Raw genomic sequence first — 18,195 nt, 5'->3', positions numbered from 1 at the left:
GCAGGCAGGGTGCGAATGGCAGGTCAGTTAAGCGTTAGCGGGTCGGTACCGGCGATGGCCGGTCATGGAATACAGAAAGGTTACGGTTGCGCAGGGGCGCCGGAGGGACGAAAACACACGGGACAAGGTTTGATACCACAGTACCGTCGCTGGCAGCGGGGGCACGTCCAGCGTGGAGGAATTGTCCATGGCTGAGTACGGCGTCGTTTTTCCATTCAGATATCCCCTCTGCTCAGGCGCCACGGGAATCCGCAACGCGCTGCTGCATCCAGGTTTCGACTTCGCTCTTGCGCCAGCGACTGCTGCGCCCCAGCTTTATCGGTTTAGGGAACTGTCCCTGCTGGATAAGTTTGTAGAACCACTTGTCGGTCATACCGGTGCAGGTGGTGATAAAGGTCATGTCGATGAGCGGGTCGCCTGCGCAAAGCAGCGTGGTAGTGGTGGTGCCGGCATTGTTCGTATTCGGTGTGGTCATGGTCGTTATCTCCCTCTGAGGAATGGTTGTCGGGAGGCGTCCGGTGTCGTTGAATCTCCAACGAGCCGGTTCTCCTCAAAGGATAGGGATTGCCTGTTAAAAATTACCGGCCCATCGCATCAGGCCGGTAGAGTTTGAGCGTGCGGATACGCTCAGCCCCGGCTGCAGCCGAAGTTACGCTCACTGTCGCCGGTGACTTTGGTCTCCAGTTTGGCTAGATAGGCCGCCTGGGACAGCGCCAGTTGAAGCTCTGTGGTATTGCCGCGCGTCAGCCAGGACACCGGGCTTTTGGGGAATCGTGCCAGAACGGCATGCGCCTGTGCATCCACCTGCAGGGCGCTACACCATGCCTGTTTAATCATCCCGGCTAACGTTTCCGGGTCCTTGTAATCCCCCGGCCCACGCCAGGTATCCCGGTTCAGCAGCAACACCACGTGGTAATGCTTCTTCCCTTTGATTTCACCAAACTCTCGTGCCCAGACAAAACGCAGCGTGGTCGGCCAGACGCGTTTGCCCTCGCGACGTTGACGCGTCTGAAGGGCAGCAATGCGGGCTTTCAGGGCATCGGTGAAGCGGGAGATAACAGCGCCATCAGAGGCTGCAGGCGTATCAGGCAGCCTGAGGTCAACGCGCAGTGCCAGTACGCGGGTGTAAGCGTTAAGTGCGCAATTGAAGGTATCGGCGATGCGTTGCTGCCAGTAAGGGTCGTAGGTGTAACTCATTGAAATGGACTCCGGTGGGTTATCGTTCATAACCATTACCGGTGCTGTAAAAAAGTACTTTTCGGGAGGCCTGTCATCACAATACCGGACCAGATTGCCGGGTATCGCACGAAGATATCGGAAGCCTTCATGGCGTTATCCATTCAAGTCCCGCGATAAATCAAACCACCATCAACAAAAATCTTCAGCCGCCAGGTAAGATAATAAACAGGTCATTTGACCGGTTCATCAAAAAGGGAAAAGACATGCTTCTGAAGAGTGTGGCAGTAAAGAATTTCCGCTGTTATGCAGATGAAGTAAGCGTTGAGTTCGATGACCTGACAACCTTTGTCGGACGCAACGATATTGGTAAATTGTAGTGGCACAGTAAATTTGGCCACCTGATTAAAGGTGATATTCTCACCACAACATAAAACAGGTGACTTAATGAACAAGAAAACTAAGCGTACTTTCACCCCTGAGTTCAGGCTGGAATGTGCACAGCTGATTGTTGATAAGGGCTACTCGTATCGGCAAGCCAGTGAAGCGATGAATGTCGGCTCTACCACGCTTGAGAGCTGGGTGCGCCAGCTCAGGCGAGAGCGGCAGGGGATTACGCCCTCTGCAACTCCCATTACTGCAGAGCAGCAACGTATTCGCGAGCTGGAAAAGCAGGTTCGCCGTCTGGAGGAACAGAATACGATATTAAAAAAGGCTACCGCGCTCTTGATGTCCGACTCGCTGAACGGTTCACGATAGCAGCCAGACTGAGTGACAGCCACACGGTTGTCAGCCTCTGCTCCGCTCTGGAAATACATCGCAGCAGTTACCGGTACTGGCGAAAACGACGCGATACTGTCAATCCGGCGCGAGTCAGGTTGTACAGCGAAATACGCCGGGCGTGGAACCAGAGCCAGCATTTCAGCAGGCGCACGCACGCTTGCTGAAATGCTGGCTCAAAATGGCGTTCCGATGACCCGTTACCGTGCCGGGCGTCTGATGAAATACCTAAGCCTGAGCAGTTGCCAGCCCGGAAAACATCAGTACAAAAATGCCCGTCAGGAGCATACCTGCCTGCCGAATCTGCTCGAGCGTCAGTTCGCTGTACCGGAGCCAGACCGGGTATGGTGCGGAGATATTACGTATATCTGGGCAGGAAATCGCTGGTGCTATCTGGCGGTTGTTATGGATCTTTTTGCCCGCAGAATTATCGGCTGGAGTCTGTCAGCGAATGCCGATACCGCACTGGTAAGCAGTGCCCTGCGGATGGCCTGTGAGACGCGTGGTCAACCGCGTGATGTCATGTTCCATAGCGACCAGGGAAGCCAGTATACCGGCCTTAAATATCAACAAGTTCTCTGGCGTTACAGGATAAAGCAAAGCGTCAGTCGGCGGGGGAACTGCTGGGATAATAGCCCCATGGAACGCTTCTTCCGTAGTCTGAAAACAGAATGGGTGCCGACGAATGGTTACGCAGGTAAGGATGAGGCCCGGCGACAAATCGGCGGTTATATCCTGAATTACTACAATAGCGTCAGACCCCATCATTACAACGGGGGGTTAACGCCGGAAGAATCAGAGAACAGATACCGTTCTTACTGTAAAACCGTGGCCAGTATTACTTGACCACTACATTCACATATGCCCTGAATCAGTGGGATGCGCTGTGCTACTACTGTGATGATGGCTTGGCAGAGCATGATAACAACGCCGCAGAGCGTGCACTACGAGCAATCTGCCTTGGGAAAAAGAATTACATCTTCTTCGGTAGCGATCACGGAGGCGAACGCGGCGCTCTGTTGTACGGTCTGATCGGTACGTGCAAACTCAATGGTATCGACCCGGAGGCTTACCTTCGTCATATCCTGAGCGTGCTGCCGGAGTGGCCTTCCAACAAAGTAGCGGATCTCCTGCCGTGGAATGTGGATCTTCCTGCCAAATAAGTGTCAATACGGCGCTGACTTTACGCTTACACACATTTTATCTCCCCGCCCAATATATGCGTACTGTTACGCGCTTGCGTTACGTTAGTAACCAAAGCCCTGCTGGAAAGGCCGCTAACCGGACCAGCACAAAAAAACCGCCAAATATTGGCGGTTTTTTTGTTTATACGTTACATGCACACGGACTAATGTGCTCGTTTGCTCTCAGGATGAGACTTTGCACGCTGATGGGCAGATATTTCAGGACGGGGCACCACCAAGTAACTCCTAGTCCGGCTGTCATCATGGCTTCCATGAGCGCTCTCCCGGGCAGTGATTGTCATTGTCTTCGGTTCAGAGCCCGTCTCCGGCCCCGATGCTAAAGAAGCCTGACATGACCAGTCCGGATAATCTATTTTCATCTCCGCCGATGAACATATAGTGTATGTGAACATCTGGTTTGTGTTTGGATCCTTTGCAGTCATTACTACTGAGAAACCAATACCGAAGGTGTTGGTTGCATTGATTTTCCCGGAGATGGTGTATTCAGGGGTCGTGATAACCCCCCCCTCTTCAGGCTGAACAATACTCATCACCGACGGGTTCACCTTTTCAGGTGCAACGGTAAAAGTAGCGGGTTCACTTTCATACTTCACACTTTCCTCCTCAATCGAGGAAGCCGTAATCGTATATTCACCGTCAGACTTGCTCACTTTGCAGCTCCAGAAACTTTTAACAACATCCGATTCACACAGTGTCAGTCCAGACGTGTCATCTTTAACAATGACATGCCCTGTCGGATTAATAGTGTGTCCACTCACCATAAAGTCGTTCGCATTTACTGTCGTATTTTCTTTCGGCCAGATAATACTGACTGGTTTAACTTCGTCGCTGTTCACAGCAAAATTGCGTGATATCTTCGCGTTAACCTTCCCGTCAGCACCAATATTACTCACTATGCTATGATAGACATTCTTTACCGCCGGGTAATGTTTATCACCACCCGGGCATGACCAGTTTCCGGTCTTACTATCTGCTGTTGTCTGGCACTCAACGACATAACCAAGGCCGCCAACAGAGACTGCGCTCCCGGCTGGCGCACGGCCACTGATAGCGTATTCACTGGTGATAACTTCATTTTCTTTCGGTGAATCAACCGTAAAGGCAGGGGTAATGGTATAGCTGCGTGAAATACTTTCCGATGTTTCGCTGTCAGACACCGTGATTTTTGCAGCATCCTCCGCCGTAACTTCATACGGTCCACACAACCAGTCACCCGCCCGGGTGTCTGCGAAAGTATGACACTCACCCGCTACTGGGATATCGGTCACATCAATACTGTGTCCCGGCTTACCCTTGCCGATAATGCTGTAGGTGTTGCTGGTTACCTTTTCACCTTCTGACGGCGAATCCACTGACAGCGGGGTTGTCACCAGCGGGGAGACTGTATACGTGACGCTCTGGGTATCAGACGCAGCTTTGACGCCTGGCGTCATAACAGCCTGAATCGTATATTTACCCGGTACAGACGTTTGCGCCGGGAAGGACCAGGTGCCATTCTTATCCACAGTAGTCTGGCATGATTTTCCGCAGGTAACATCACCTTTGATTTCAACCTTCGCATCAGGCTGCCCTGTCCCTGTCAGAGGGTATGAGGTATTGATAACCATTTCCCCCATCGCCGGACTGTATATGCTCAGTGGCTTAACGGACACCGTATAGTGGCGCACGGTGGTGACGCCGGGCAGTTCCTCCTGCACGGCGGAAAGTGTGACAGCGCCGGTGACGGCGGGATCCGTACAGGTCCAACTACCATACTCATCAGCGCCTGTACAGTTTAATTTTCCATAGCCCTCTGCAGTGACGGTCACAGCCTTATTCCGTACACCACTTCCATTAATGGGATACGACTGACCCCAGGGAATAACCTGCTGCTCCACAGGCTCATCAATTATGACGGGATGGGTGACAGACAGAGTCCTGCTTCCAAGTTCATGCCCGTCTTTATCTTTATTCACAACTTTCAGCACGTAGCTTTCCGTCGGGTCCGTAATAAGCCCAGCCAAATCCAGCGCCCACTTCCCGTGGTCTGTCCAGTCAGGGGTTATATCATCAATAACCTTCCCCGCAACGGTAATGCCGACGGTTGCAATGGCCCCAGTGGCTGCCCCGGCAGCTCCCGTAATACTGGTAAGACCGGCTGCAGTAGCACCTCCCGCAGCGACAGCTGAACTCAGCAGGGCCCCGTCCGCAGCTGTAGCAGGGAAAATAATATAAGGAGGAGCCATGCCTGCCCCGGTACCTGATTCACCGCCGCCGGTCTTCCCATTCATTCCCCCGCCGTTACCATCGCCACCATTACCCCCCTCCTCTAACTTTTCATCCTTTTGTTGTACAATAAAATGAATGGTATCCCTCAAAATACTGCCGCTAGTTGTGGTTTGAGTGGCAGTTAACATGTAAGGCTGACTGGTTTCAGGAGGCGTTTTCTGTAAACCACAATTCCACGTACCATCATCCAAAACTGTAGTCTTACAGTCAGGATTTCCCTGGATGGGAACCTCGATAGTCGCCTTCGGCGTACCAGTCCCTTTAACCATAAATTCGGGTGCGATGACAACCCAGTACGGACCATTACTTTGGGGGGGGGCTGACTTCAGGTCGAGAAGTTCATACGGTTCTTCGAAAGCGGGCGGTTGCGTATATGTTGCATAAAACAAGCTCATGGCTGAACCAGTAACAAAAGGGTGTGCCGGTGTGGGTATCTGATGTAGGACCTTTACCCCCATCGGTACTGCAGGTACATCCCTCATTTCGTTCTCGAATGCTGGATTGTCTTTGTAGTAATAGCTCAATGTATTGGAAATATTACACGACCAGTTCACATCGCTATCAAAATAAGCTGACACGGTTTGCAGAACATGCGAATTTCCCGACCGATCCCAGTAGAGTACTTCGCACATAATAACGGCATCGTTGCGTAAGGCATGTAGATGTCCGTAAAATGGAATGGCGACCCGATCATCATAAGTAGGAGGTGTCGATTGAGACGAGTCGTTCTCATTTACAATTTTTTTTGGTTCTTCAATAACAAGTCCGGGGCTCAATACAGTATATGAACGCGTAGTGGTTGCACTTTCAATATTACTTCCATTAAGAAATAAAGACACTGTTGAATTATACAACTTATCAGTATTACGTGCATCCGTAAAATCAGTACCCCAATAATCATATGTGATTGGGCCCCATCGACCATTATTATCCTGAGAGCTTAACATGCCCGACACACCTACATTATCAGATGTTAGTTTGATTTTTTTAGTGATACCATTGAGGTACCCCGCATTACTAATAATATTATCCCAACCAAAAATATTAAAGGGGTACATTACGTTATCAGTGCCACCAGGATATTTGGTATTACCAAAATCATAGATTTCAACCTCTGGTTTTTTTGCGTATTTAAAGAGGTATTCAGCCTCAGTCGCCATATCTGGGTTGTCTGTCTGATCGTCGTATAGGGCCATATAGTGAGCAATAAAGGCTTTCCCATCGTTGTCGCTAGGTGGAATGGGCACAGGGATTCTGCACCTCAGATACCCACTTTCAGGTATTGTTGGGTAAGGAACAATGGTCAAATTACGATCATTTACACAACGGCGAATATAAGTTTTTTTCTTCTCTTGATCTATTTCAACCACATTTACTGTCCTACCAGGAAGCCCCTGAATAGTTACCTCAAAAAAACTGCCTGTATGGACATATATAGTTTCATTAGGAAGATTTTCTTCATCATATTCATCCGAATCTAGGGGGGGGGGGGATACCAGACTAAGAGAATGTTTTCCGACGGAATAGGAAAAAAACACGCAATCATATTTATTTTCCCCTGGCGTACAGGATGGTTCATCTGTAACAGTGGTCTGAGCCGTGGCAGCCAGTAATAAGTAATCATCTCCATTATCAGCTTTTACCGCCTCGGTGCGCGACATATCTACGTCGCAATACCACTCATCGCCCTGGCGTTCAATCGTAATCCGGGTGCATATGATCTCCGGGTTTGCTCCCCACCGATCGTTTTTCATGTCCCGCGTAAATAATTTTACAGAAAAAGGTGAATTACCCCAACCACTAAACCTGTAAGTCGAAGTATTTATCACGCTGCCATCAAACGGCGTATTAAAAAGGGAAACGCCACTTTTAATCGCCATTTCTTTCCTTATTTCAGGGTTTATTTCACTAAAAGTGGAGTCGTCCCCGCCGCCGCCTAACAGAACACCAATCATTTTTTGTTTTGTGAGTTTATTTTCAACGGTTTCCCCCATTTGGGGGGTGTCAATCGCACTTAGCAACATCAATGGACCACCAGAGTCTCCGCCGCGCGTTATCCCTGTGCCTCGCTTAACACTGATACCTGTATTTGTAACGCCTGGCGGGTCTTCCCCCAAATTTACTTTCATTATAGTCGCTACTTCGGCCATACCCAGCATTGAGTATGGGTTATTCGGATAAGGGAGTGTGCTGTTTCCGATATCGAAAGACCCATAACCCATAACTGTTGCCTTTTCATCGTGAAAAAAACGAAAGTCATGCATGAGGGGAACCATTGTTGTATTCTGCATTGGAGTATGCAATCGGAGTAATGCTATATCTCCCCACTTCCCCACACGCGTAGCGGGAATGTAGTCTTGACCCACATTCAGTACGTCTTGGCTGCCGCCCCGACCCGGTCCAACCAGCAAAGGATCGTCAGGATTCGTTGTGCAATGTGCCGCTGTTATAACAAAAGAAGGGGACAAAAATTCGCCTGTACATATACTGTACATCCGAGAAAATTCCAGCGTATCCCTCTTTACTTTAGCCATCCACGCTGGCGCGTTCCCGTTATATATATGAGGTTCACTGTCAGATGAAGTAGCAATAGCATGTCCTGCCACAGAAGGTGTCGCCGAAAAAGCAGGAAAATAGCTCCCGGAGATGAGTAAACTCAATCCCATTAATCCGGGAAGGTAACCTTTATTTAATTTGTATTTTTTCATTTATCCTCCTTCTTCATTCCTGTGGCTTCAGAACAAAAATCAGTAAATGTATTTTGTTTATATGAGTGTGGACTGATTACCTTAATAGTGCGGCATGCCGTATTATTGACGTCTGTACCGTATTTGCTTTCTGTCGCGGTATACACGTACGCTCCCCGGCTACTACGGGGTCCATAGATAGACCAATGCCCTGACGCATTTACAGTGGTATGCCAGGTAGCATAAAAATTCATCACCACCTGCACATCAAACCCCGGCTCACCTTCACCCTTAATAGGAAATTGAGTGTTCTCATGGACACTTCCACCTTCAACAGGATCGGTTATAGTGAGCGCTCTGGTAACATAAAAATCATGCCTGTCCTGCCCGAAGGGCTGACCATTAAACTTTTGCGCAACCGTGACGGAATGCTTCCCTGTAACGCCTTTAATATTTAAAGGACAGGAAAAATTCCCTTCTTTAGTTACCAGGTAAGATAAGTCCGTCGGGGTTTCATCCATCTGGCAAACAATTGTCGCCGAAGGGGAAGCTTTTCCGGTAACGGTCAGCGTGTCGGCAAACGGGAGCCACTGATTATTCGCAGGGAATTCAATAACAACAGGGGCCGGATCCACCATAAAGTGTCGGGTTATAACCTCATGAAGAGAGGATCCCGGTTTAGTCGTTAACTGGGCTGTAATAGTGTGATTACCTGGCGGATATTGCGCGGGGTTACCTGCCCACTTATTATCGCTCACTGTGGTTTTAAAAAAAGTATTATCACCATCAATCTGGTATTGAACCGTACTCCCGTTGTTCACCTGACCAGAAGGGGTTATATAATCCGAAGCTGCGTAATGCGCCCCCTCTTTAGGGGTATCGAAAGTAAATAATGAAGTGGTGGGTATCTCTGAGGGAACCACACTGAAACCGGCAGAGGCGCTGTCAATGGAGTTACCGGAATAAGACTGCTGAGCCTGCAGTTTCAGGTCACCCGGGTGCGTCAGGGTGATGTCGTCACCATACCAGTCGCCTGAGCTGTTAACGCTGACAGCGGTGGGCTGGCACCAGGCGTTATCCTCCGGGGTGCACCCGCTGAAACTGTAAGTCACCGTTGCGTCGGGCTGCCCTGTTCCTGATGGTGTCAGAATTTCACTCACATGGTAAACGTTGTTATTTACCGGGGTCGCTATCGTCAGCTTCCGGGCTTGCTGAGTCCCCCGCAGTGATATTTTTATGGAAGGAACTTTCTCATGAGTCGGAACGAAAATATTGAGGCAATTGACATTATCACAGGATGCGGAGTCCACTAAAGAAGACGAAGTGTTAATTATTGTTCCCCAGACACCCTCTCCCGTTCGTCGGTGATGGTCAAATTCAATCGTCGGGTTTCCTTTATTTTGTATAACCCACTTCACTTTTTTTGGTTTGTCCAGGCAGTGATAGAACAAATTATCATTGTCTTTCAGGGAAAAAATATGTGTTTTATGGGGATTAATGGTGAATGGAGCGTCCCCAGGATTTTTCATACATGTATTGTCCAGCGGCTCAATGGTCACTGGGAGATAGTTGCTGGCATTGTAAAATTCAACATTATAATCTGCTTCAAAATTCTGGCGGGGAATATGGGGCGCTTTCCCGTCGGGATGAAGTGTGGATGCGCTGACTCCCCCCGACACGATCAGTAGCAGACCCGCTAAATACTTGTAATACTGACTCATGATTTCATCCTGTGACTGACTGTCCGTTAATGTTTTTGTTTGTCTTCATGTGTTTTCCTGCTGTGGTATACCTCGATGTTTTTTCTGCAGTATCACCGCCCTTCATTAGGGCGCGGAGAATAACCTGCGGCATACATAAACCGGGTGGAATATCTGTTCCCGGGCCAGTTATGGTTTTTTCTGTTAATACCGCAAGATCGCGAGTTTCCGAACGAAAGAGGATGGGGGTCACCGGTAGGTGGATTATTTGTGACAAGGGCGCGCCTTTTTATCTTAATGAAATGTTTCAGACACTATTGCAAAAATCTGGAGGTGATAAACTTATTGCCGCCTCTTGCTGACGGAGCAGCGCATGAATCCATTCAAAGGCCGGCATTTTCAGCGTGACATCATCCTATGGGCGGTACGCTGGTACTGCAAATACGGCATCAGCTACCGTGAACTGCAGGAGATGCTGGCTGAGCGTGGGGTGAATGTCGATCACTCCACTATTTACCGCTGGGTTCATCGTTATGCGCCTGAAATTGAGAAGCGACTGCGCTGGTACTGGCGTAACCGGAGAGCATGAAAAAACGTGGGGCAGTTGTGAGCTAGGCTACCATTGCGGATACCTTCTCGCCCCTCTGATCGCCCATCGAGGGCCCCGGAGATGGGTGGTATTTTAACGTTGTAGTATCTGCTGCCCCATGGTTTTTCATGCTCTCCGTACAGTGGATATCCATTGTACCGGGTGACTTACAGCTTCGGATTGCGCTTCAGGATAGTGAGAATGTAATCCCCGTTCTCTTTTTCAACCGAATACTCCAGAAACCTGATGTCCTTCAACTGCTGCAGGGCTTTTTTGACCGTGGCGTTCTGGTTTCCCAGATGCGAGGTTAACTGCAGGCGTTCCCGCAGGCGGTCAAAGCCAATCCGGTAAAAGGTGCTCGGTAATTCCGCCAGAAACAGATACAAAGCCTGCGATGACTCCTTGCGGGCCAGCTTCTGCAGTGACTTCAGATACAGTCTTGCCATCCACCCGGTACAGTGGTAAGCGTCAAGTGAGTGCCGTATTGACGGCTATTTATAGGTGAGATCTACGTTCCATGGCAGGAGTGCGTATTCCGCTCTGAGCGATCATGGATTGGCATCGAAGTTCGATCAGTGTTTCGCATCTATTCGATCAACCGGGATGCGTTAACTTTTTCTACTGCTTTTTAACCTGTTTTTTCCTCGCTTTCCACTACCAGCGAGTTTTTCCTCATCGACTCACCCTGCAGAACCACCCTGTGCGCGTTATGCGTAACGTTGCGGTGAACTCATCTTGACGCGTTTTTTTTAGTGTGCTCCAGCAGGCGAATGAGCACAGCCAGGCGATAGGGTTTTGTTTCATTGCATTGCGCCGTGGCGATCGCCAGGATGGCAGGTGCTGACGTCAGGCGCCGAAGTACTGAGTTGGGTGATCACGTCAGGTCGCGAAGTACTGACAAGGGTAATGGCACCCGGGGGATTCAGGTACTGACTCTTTGCCAGCCCTCGTGGTTACTGGCTTCCGGTTTCACGTACGGGCAGTACTGTCGCCCGTTACCCGTCAGCATGGCAGTCTGGTGTTCAAACCACGGACGTTCCGTCTGGTATTCAGGATAGTATTGCAGTGCACTGCCGCACAGATGGCAGGTATAGCGGTCATACGGTGCGGCCTGCGCGGTTCTGGCCCCCGTAAGGCGACCGTTGCCATCGAGGGCCATAAAGGATTTTGCATACATCGTGGTGTTCCTCACAACCAGACGACACGCAGGCGTCAGCCGTCCCGGTGCGGGCAGCGCAGGCAGGGTGCGAATGGCAGGTCAGTTAAGCGTTAGCGGGTCGGTACCGGCGATGGCCGGTCATGGAATACAGAAAGGTTACGGTTGCGCAGGGGCGCCGGAGGGACGAAAACACACGGGACAAGGTTTGATACCACAGTACCGTCGCTGGCAGCGGGGGCACGTCCAGCGTGGAGGAATTGTCCATGGCTGAGTACGGCGTCGTTTTTCCATTCAGATATCCCCTCTGCTCAGGCGCCACGGGAATCCGCAACGCGCTGCTGCATCCAGGTTTCGACTTCGCTCTTGCGCCAGCGACTGCTGCGCCCCAGCTTTATCGGTTTAGGGAACTGTCCCTGCTGGATAAGTTTGTAGAACCACTTGTCGGTCATACCGGTGCAGGTGGTGATAAAGGTCATGTCGATGAGCGGGTCGCCTGCGCAAAGCAGCGTGGTAGTGGTGGTGCCGGCATTGTTCGTATTCGGTGTGGTCATGGTCGTTATCTCCCTCTGAGGAATGGTTGTCGGGAGGCGTCCGGTGTCGTTGAATCTCCAACGAGCCGGTTCTCCTCAAAGGATAGGGATTGCCTGTTAAAAATTACCGGCCCATCGCATCAGGCCGGTAGAGTTTGAGCGTGCGGATACGCTCAGCCCCGGCTGCAGCCGAAGTTACGCTCACTGTCGCCGGTGACTTTGGTCTCCAGTTTGGCTAGATAGGCCGCCTGGGACAGCGCCAGTTGAAGCTCTGTGGTATTGCCGCGCGTCAGCCAGGACACCGGGCTTTTGGGGAATCGTGCCAGAACGGCATGCGCCTGTGCATCCACCTGCAGGGCGCTACACCATGCCTGTTTAATCATCCCGGCTAACGTTTCCGGGTCCTTGTAATCCCCCGGCCCACGCCAGGTATCCCGGTTCAGCAGCAACACCACGTGGTAATGCTTCTTCCCTTTGATTTCACCAAACTCTCGTGCCCAGACAAAACGCAGCGTGGTCGGCCAGACGCGTTTGCCCTCGCGACGTTGACGCGTCTGAAGGGCAGCAATGCGGGCTTTCAGGGCATCGGTGAAGCGGGAGATAACAGCGCCATCAGAGGCTGCAGGCGTATCAGGCAGCCTGAGGTCAACGCGCAGTGCCAGTACGCGGGTGTAAGCGTTAAGTGCGCAATTGAAGGTATCGGCGATGCGTTGCTGCCAGTAAGGGTCGTAGGTGTAACTCATTGAAATGGACTCCGGTGGGTTATCGTTCATAACCATTACCGGTGCTGTAAAAAAGTACTTTTCGGGAGGCCTGTCATCACAATACCGGACCAGATTGCCGGGTATCGCACGAAGATATCGGAAGCCTTCATGGCGTTATCCATTCAAGTCCCGCGATAAATCAAACCACCATCAACAAAAATCTTCAGCCGCCAGGTAAGATAATAAACAGGTCATTTGACCGGTTCATCAAAAAGGGAAAAGACATGCTTCTGAAGAGTGTGGCAGTAAAGAATTTCCGCTGTTATGCAGATGAAGTAAGCGTTGAGTTCGATGACCTGACAACCTTTGTCGGACGCAACGATATTGGTAAATCGACGATCCTGGAAGCGCTGGAGATCTTCTTCAATAACAGCGTGGTATCCATTGAAAAAGGAGATGCCTGTATTCACAGTGGCCTGGATAATGTTGAGATCACCTGTGAGTTTACCGAACTACCTCCTTCCCTGACGCTGGACTCCGGCGCTGAAACGGCACTGGCAGAAGAATTTTTACTAAGCAGCACCGGCTCACTTCAAATTCGCAAGATCTACAACTGCAGTAACAAAAAACCCACCGCTGAGGTTTTCGTGATTGCAAACCATCCTGCTGCAGCGGGTTTTCAGAATCTCCTCGAGCTTAAGGAAAAAGAGCTGCAGGCCAGGGTGAAAGAGCTGGGACTCGATGTTTCGCTTAAGGGGAATCCCGGGATGCGGAAAGCCATATGGGCGGCCTCAGCGGATCTGCAACTGACGGAAACGCTACTTCCTGTAAGCAAAGCCAAAGAAGACACAAAGCGTATCTGGGAGCAAATCGAGAGCTGGTTGCCGATGTTTGCACTGTTCCAGAGCGACAGAAGCAGCCGGGATTCCGACGATGAAGTACAAAGCCCGATGAAGGCCGCCATCACGGCCGCACTGGCGGAAGTCCAGGACGACATTGCCAGGATCCAGCTGAAGGTCCAGCAAAAGGCAGAGGAGATTGCCCGAAATACCCATGAGGCGCTGAAAACTATTGAACCCGGTCTGGCGAGAGAACTCACCCCTGAATTTACGCCCCCCACTCCGGCAAAATGGCAAGGGCTGTTCTCCGTCGGGCTCAATACTGATGGGGGGATCCCGCTGAATAAACGCGGGAGCGGCGTCCGTCGTCTCGTGCTGGTGAGTTTTTTTAAGGCCGAAGCGGAACGACGACTTAAGTCCAGCAATCGCCGCAGTATCATCTACGCCATTGAAGAACCCGAAACCTCTCAACATCCTAACTATCAGCGCATATTAATTGAATCGTTTAAATCTCTGTCACTGGAAGCAGGATGCCAGGTCATACTGACGACCCACAGCCCCGGATTTGCCTCAGAGCTACCCGTTGACAGCATTCGCTTTGTTTCCCGGGATGCCGCTACCGGGCGACCCACCATCCAGGCCGGTGCTGACGTTTTCGGCATCGTCACGGATACGCTGGGGGTCACACCGGATAACCGGGTCAGACTGCTGTTCTGTGTCGAGGGTCCGACGGATGTCGTCGCCTTCAAAGCGCTCAGTAAAGCACTGCATGCTGAAGATAATACTCTCCCCGACCTTGATAACGACGAGCGAGTGGCATTTATCGTACTGGGGGGAGGAACGCTCAAGCACTGGGTGAATGAAAATTATCTTCGTGCTCTGAACCGCAGGGAGATACACATTTACGATCGTGACGTTCCTGCCTATGCTGAAGCGGTGAATGCCGTCAACGCCCGGGGTAACGGCTGCTGGGCGGCACAGACGCTGAAACATGAAGTCGAAAGCTATCTTCATCCTGATGCCATTCACGACGCCTTTGGTGTGACAATCGCCGTTACCGACCATCCTGTCGCAGGTAAAGCTACGCCAAAAGTGTTTGCGGAAGCGTATTCACTGGCTCAGCACTTTGATGGCGTGATGAAAGATAATGCCGCCAAGGCCCGACTGGCCGAGCGGGCTTTTCCGTTGATGACTGCGGCCCTGATCCATCAACGCGATCCAGAGGGTGAAGTCGTCGGCTGGATGCGCAGAATACGGGACATGCTTCAGTGACGCAGAGGAGTCCCTGTAGCCTCACCCAGATACATCTGCTGGCAGGTTAGCTGGCAACGTGAAGCCAAAGAGGCACACGGGTTATCCCGGATTAATCGGTATGATGCCGCGTGCCTCTGAAAGCGAAGAGTTATCACCAGTGACTGACAGAATGAAACCTTGCGCCATTGGTTATTTCACTCTGACGCATCTTCTGGCTCCCGGTACAAACTCCCTTGCCCGGCGGCTACGCACGCCCACAGCTCCTCATCGCTGAGAGAGGTTTCAATCAGTTCAATCGGCACGCCACAGTCATCAATAACGGCCACCCGGTAATCATCGATAGGTTCATAGGGCCCCAGGATCACTTTCTCACCCGCTATTGCCTCAGCCAGGCTGCTGACCTTAAACGCCACATGCGGAGCGGTTTTCAGCAACGGATGAAGCGGTGAGTCATCGGTGAAACGATGCCACTGTACCCAAAACTTGCCAGGAGTATCGGTGGTATACATCCCCGCGCTGGCACTGAACTTGCCTGTGGTATCCCCGTCCGGCAGCGGGATACCAAAATAATGAAACGCGTACTGTACGTCTGCTTTTATGGATAACACCTGCCTCCGTTGGATTAAACGCTCGATACATTACCCGGTCAACCGATAACAATGCAGAAACGGATATTAACTTTCTGGTAAACCAACGGGCAGTTTATATGCTCTTCTGAAACGCGCTGTAACGCATCAGGTTCAACGCAATCTATTTGTTCATTGATTTCCATCAATATTAACTCAAACACGGTTTTACGGGCTTACAGAAAGGTTCGGAGATATACAGTATTACAATGTTCACCCCCTGTTTAAATAATATAGGCTTAATGTGATAAGCATCCCTTGCATACTGATTCTGAATATACATTTTGAATCTCCAGTTCTGTATTCAACTTAGCGGGTTATCCTGATGACGGCATATACCCTGACTATCCCCCCGGCCACCCGCCATGACGCCTACCGTTCCCTCAAAATCACTTATCGTGACATTTAATCCACACTCTTTCTGACGTGAGTAAAGCCCAGGTAAATACATACACAAATGGCTTCAGGCCATTCAGTCGTTATTGGGCAAAGAATTACCAGAGATAGTTAGCAATCGTTATAACAAGCCTTAATGGGACGGGGTAATGCCAATATACTCACGACGCATTGCGATCGTACTTACCACGCCACGTTAGCTTTCTCTCTGCCTGATATTTATCACGCTCTCAGCACTGTCGTCAGTCGTATAACATTTACGCATAACTTGCCTGACGTATCCCCCCCTTAACACATCATTATTGACAGTTTAATGCCTTCAGTCTTATCCACTAACGTAATTTTATCTGTAGTAACGACTCACTACTGCAGTCATCAGGGCAATAAATAATAACTCACTCAGAAAACCATCTCACTCTGTCGAACACTCGTTGGTGACGAGTACTTACGGGTTATAACCCTCGATAATGATTGTTTACTGACAATCTCAACTGAGTAATAACTACGAATGGTAATAACTCCGGTTAGTAATAATCACGATTAGTAACACCCTTCTTTATTATATTAATACCAATCCAACATATCCAGCCTGATAGTAACACCAGCCAAAGCAACACCAGACAGTCGTTACATGCAATAAGAACCATAAACACTCACTCTGGAATTATCTTTTTCAATAACCTGAAGAAAAGACACCTCATCATCTTAAATAACCCCAACCAGAATAATCCCCGCATCATAACTGCCCATAGAAGGCCTTAATACTGATTCTGAGCAACGAAACAAAAATATGAAGGGGTGATCCTGTTTGATGCCCGAAATGCATCCAGAAGCGAACCCGGCGCCATGGCGGGGGCAACACAGCGAGCGTGCAGGGGGCTAACGCGAGGGTACAGTGAGTGCATAAAGAGACTGTACTAAAGGTAAAGAACAGGATAATAATGAGAAGTAAAGTGATAAAACACTAAAAATAACGACTGCACAACCATGATAAAACCCAGTAAAAACTGCAATACAACCACAATCCTACCTCAAGATAACTACCAGATGTGTTTTTAACTGACGTAAAAACCATCATCATGGTACGGTGTAACCACGGCAATCACTACAACCACCACTACTGTGTAGTTTAGTAATTTGAGGATTAAATAATGGCAATACACTATAATGACGGAAGAAAAACACCCATTAAAAGTCGTGACATCAGGATATGCAGTTTTTATCTTGACTGGTTAGGTATAAATAAAAACATCAGAACAGAAGGCGTTAATCGTCAGGATGCAGACAGCTGCCATCAGGCAGTGAATCAGCTCATCAATCAGTACTATCCCGATAGAGAACAGCAAGACAGACTTCTGGCAGAAATAAATGCTGCCTGTGACGAAAATATTTTACCGGCTGATCGCTTTGACTGGCTTGAACGCGATGAACGGGCCGCATTCTGGCTGTGGGGTTATCTCTGTGAAGCGAGTGACTATCAACTTGGCATTTCTCAATCAAGAGATGCTCCTTTCGGTCAGAACTGGTATCAGTTCCTTCAGCTCAATAAATCGCCGACAAGTCATCAGGAAAGAATGCAACTTATCTTCAATTTCTTTGACTGGATAATTATCCCTGCTCCACCGGTTAATCGCCTGAAGAGTCAGGTGATGGACAGGCTCAAAGACCAGTGGAAAAATATTTACAACAAACCCGTCCCGCTAAAATGGTTACCTGATGAGGAAGAAGCGGTACTGTGGGCGTGGAATAGCCTTAAATCGCTACAGGAAGAAAAGAACACGCCCAATGGTGGGTTCTCATTCAGTCTGTCATCACCGGGGTTGAGCACCTGGTTTACGCCACTGAGTCATTCTGAACGCTGCCTTGCTCTGCGTGGTGCAATTGATTTATGGGATGATACACCGGATACCAGACGGCTATTTCTGCTGAATCTGAACAAAGCCTGGAACCAGCAAAAACTGCGGCAGTCACGTACCGATAAAAAAGCCCTTAACACCTACCTGAAGAATGAAACCAAAATGCGGCTGGATTTACTGGCTGCCCATCACGATATTCGCATCAGTGATATGCTCGAAAAACTGATTAACGCCCACTACCTGAAAACCTTTTCAGGGGAATAATACCGTTGTGATGTGGCCGGGGAATGAATCCGGCATCGAAAACGCAGCCAGAACTGCATTCAAAAAAATCTCAGACCTATATTACCTCCATGAGAACGGCAGCCACTATCGCTGCCGTTTTGTTATTTTACTCATGGAGGTTAATGTGTCTTTTAAGAACAA

11 protein-coding genes and 5 pseudogenes are annotated in these 18,195 nt (G+C 49.8%); 6 read left to right on the top strand and 10 right to left on the bottom strand.

Translation table 11 applies throughout. The annotated features are described in order from the left end of the window. Positions 1-232: 232 nt before the first annotated feature. A complete protein-coding gene (locus C3708_RS16505) occupies positions 233-475 on the bottom strand; it encodes an AlpA family transcriptional regulator (protein WP_103948188.1) in 243 nt (80 codons plus the stop codon). Between the two features lie 152 nt (positions 476-627). Beyond that, entirely contained in the window at positions 628-1,197 is a 570-nt protein-coding gene (locus tag C3708_RS16500) for an inovirus Gp2 family protein (protein WP_103948189.1), read from the bottom strand. Positions 1,198-1,442: 245 nt separating this feature from the next. Between C3708_RS16500 and C3708_RS24065 the strand changes: the two genes are divergently transcribed. From C3708_RS24065 to C3708_RS16480, 3 genes and pseudogenes are all read left to right on the top strand, one after another. Further along, positions 1,443-1,556 (top strand): AAA family ATPase, encoded by a 114-nt coding sequence (locus C3708_RS24065; RefSeq protein WP_103949742.1) that lies wholly within the window; start codon positions 1,443-1,445, stop codon positions 1,554-1,556. A gap of 31 nt (positions 1,557-1,587) precedes the next feature. Further along, positions 1,588-2,802, top strand: a pseudogene (locus tag C3708_RS16485) (IS3 family transposase). 8 nt (positions 2,803-2,810) lie between these two features. After that, positions 2,811-3,119 (top strand): annotated as a pseudogene (locus tag C3708_RS16480) (transposase domain-containing protein); the annotation flags it as partial. 185 nt (positions 3,120-3,304) lie between these two features. Here C3708_RS16480 and C3708_RS16475 read toward each other — a convergent pair. Next, positions 3,305-8,137 (bottom strand): trypsin-like serine protease, encoded by a 4,833-nt coding sequence (locus tag C3708_RS16475; RefSeq protein ID WP_103949741.1) that lies wholly within the window; start codon positions 8,135-8,137, stop codon positions 3,305-3,307. Beyond that, entirely contained in the window at positions 8,134-9,837 is a 1,704-nt protein-coding gene (locus C3708_RS16470; RefSeq protein WP_103948191.1) for a hypothetical protein, read from the bottom strand. The genes C3708_RS16475 and C3708_RS16470 overlap by 4 nt, the downstream gene beginning before the upstream one ends. A gap of 352 nt (positions 9,838-10,189) precedes the next feature. Between C3708_RS16470 and C3708_RS16465 the strand changes: the two are divergent. After that, positions 10,190-10,393: pseudogene (locus tag C3708_RS16465) on the top strand (IS6 family transposase); the annotation flags it as partial. Between the two features lie 179 nt (positions 10,394-10,572). Here the strand turns inward: C3708_RS16465 and C3708_RS16460 are convergent. The 5 genes and pseudogenes from C3708_RS16460 to C3708_RS16435 all read right to left on the bottom strand — a co-directional run bounded on the left by C3708_RS16460 (position 10,573) and on the right by C3708_RS16435 (position 12,837). Next, positions 10,573-10,851 carry a hypothetical protein gene (locus C3708_RS16460; protein WP_233210427.1) on the bottom strand — a complete coding sequence of 93 codons (279 nt, stop codon included), beginning with the start codon at positions 10,849-10,851 and terminating at the stop codon, positions 10,573-10,575. A 182-nt stretch (positions 10,852-11,033) separates the two neighbouring features. Beyond that, positions 11,034-11,123, bottom strand: a pseudogene (locus C3708_RS24060) (AAA family ATPase); the annotation flags it as partial. A 243-nt stretch (positions 11,124-11,366) separates the two neighbouring features. Continuing rightward, positions 11,367-11,582: pseudogene (locus C3708_RS16445) on the bottom strand (putative zinc ribbon protein); the annotation flags it as partial. 290 nt (positions 11,583-11,872) lie between these two features. Then, positions 11,873-12,115, bottom strand: coding sequence for an AlpA family transcriptional regulator (locus C3708_RS16440; RefSeq protein WP_103948188.1), 243 nt, complete (start codon positions 12,113-12,115; stop codon positions 11,873-11,875). Between the two features lie 152 nt (positions 12,116-12,267). Further along, entirely contained in the window at positions 12,268-12,837 is a 570-nt protein-coding gene (locus C3708_RS16435; RefSeq protein WP_103948189.1) for an inovirus Gp2 family protein, read from the bottom strand. A gap of 245 nt (positions 12,838-13,082) precedes the next feature. Between C3708_RS16435 and C3708_RS16430 the strand changes: the two genes are divergently transcribed. After that, the gene (locus C3708_RS16430) at positions 13,083-14,909 is read left to right on the top strand and encodes an ATP-binding protein (RefSeq protein ID WP_103949740.1); all 1,827 of its coding nucleotides are present in this window, start codon (positions 13,083-13,085) and stop codon (positions 14,907-14,909) included. A 176-nt stretch (positions 14,910-15,085) separates the two neighbouring features. On the opposite strand, the gene C3708_RS16425 is transcribed toward C3708_RS16430, so the two are convergent. Continuing rightward, complete coding sequence (locus C3708_RS16425; protein WP_233210426.1) at positions 15,086-15,499, bottom strand: VOC family protein; 414 nt, start codon at positions 15,497-15,499, stop codon at positions 15,086-15,088. Positions 15,500-17,064: 1,565 nt separating this feature from the next. On the opposite strand from C3708_RS16425, the gene C3708_RS16420 reads away from it, so the two are divergent. Continuing rightward, a complete protein-coding gene (locus C3708_RS16420; protein ID WP_103949739.1) occupies positions 17,065-18,033 on the top strand; it encodes a hypothetical protein in 969 nt (322 codons plus the stop codon). The last annotated feature ends 162 nt before the right edge of the window (positions 18,034-18,195 follow it).

The organism is Lelliottia sp. 7254-16 (assembly GCF_002922995.1).
Classification (GTDB): domain Bacteria; phylum Pseudomonadota; class Gammaproteobacteria; order Enterobacterales; family Enterobacteriaceae; genus Enterobacter; species Enterobacter jeotgali.
Note: the sequence above shows the minus strand (reverse complement) of the source record. Positions and strands in the feature narration are given on the sequence as shown.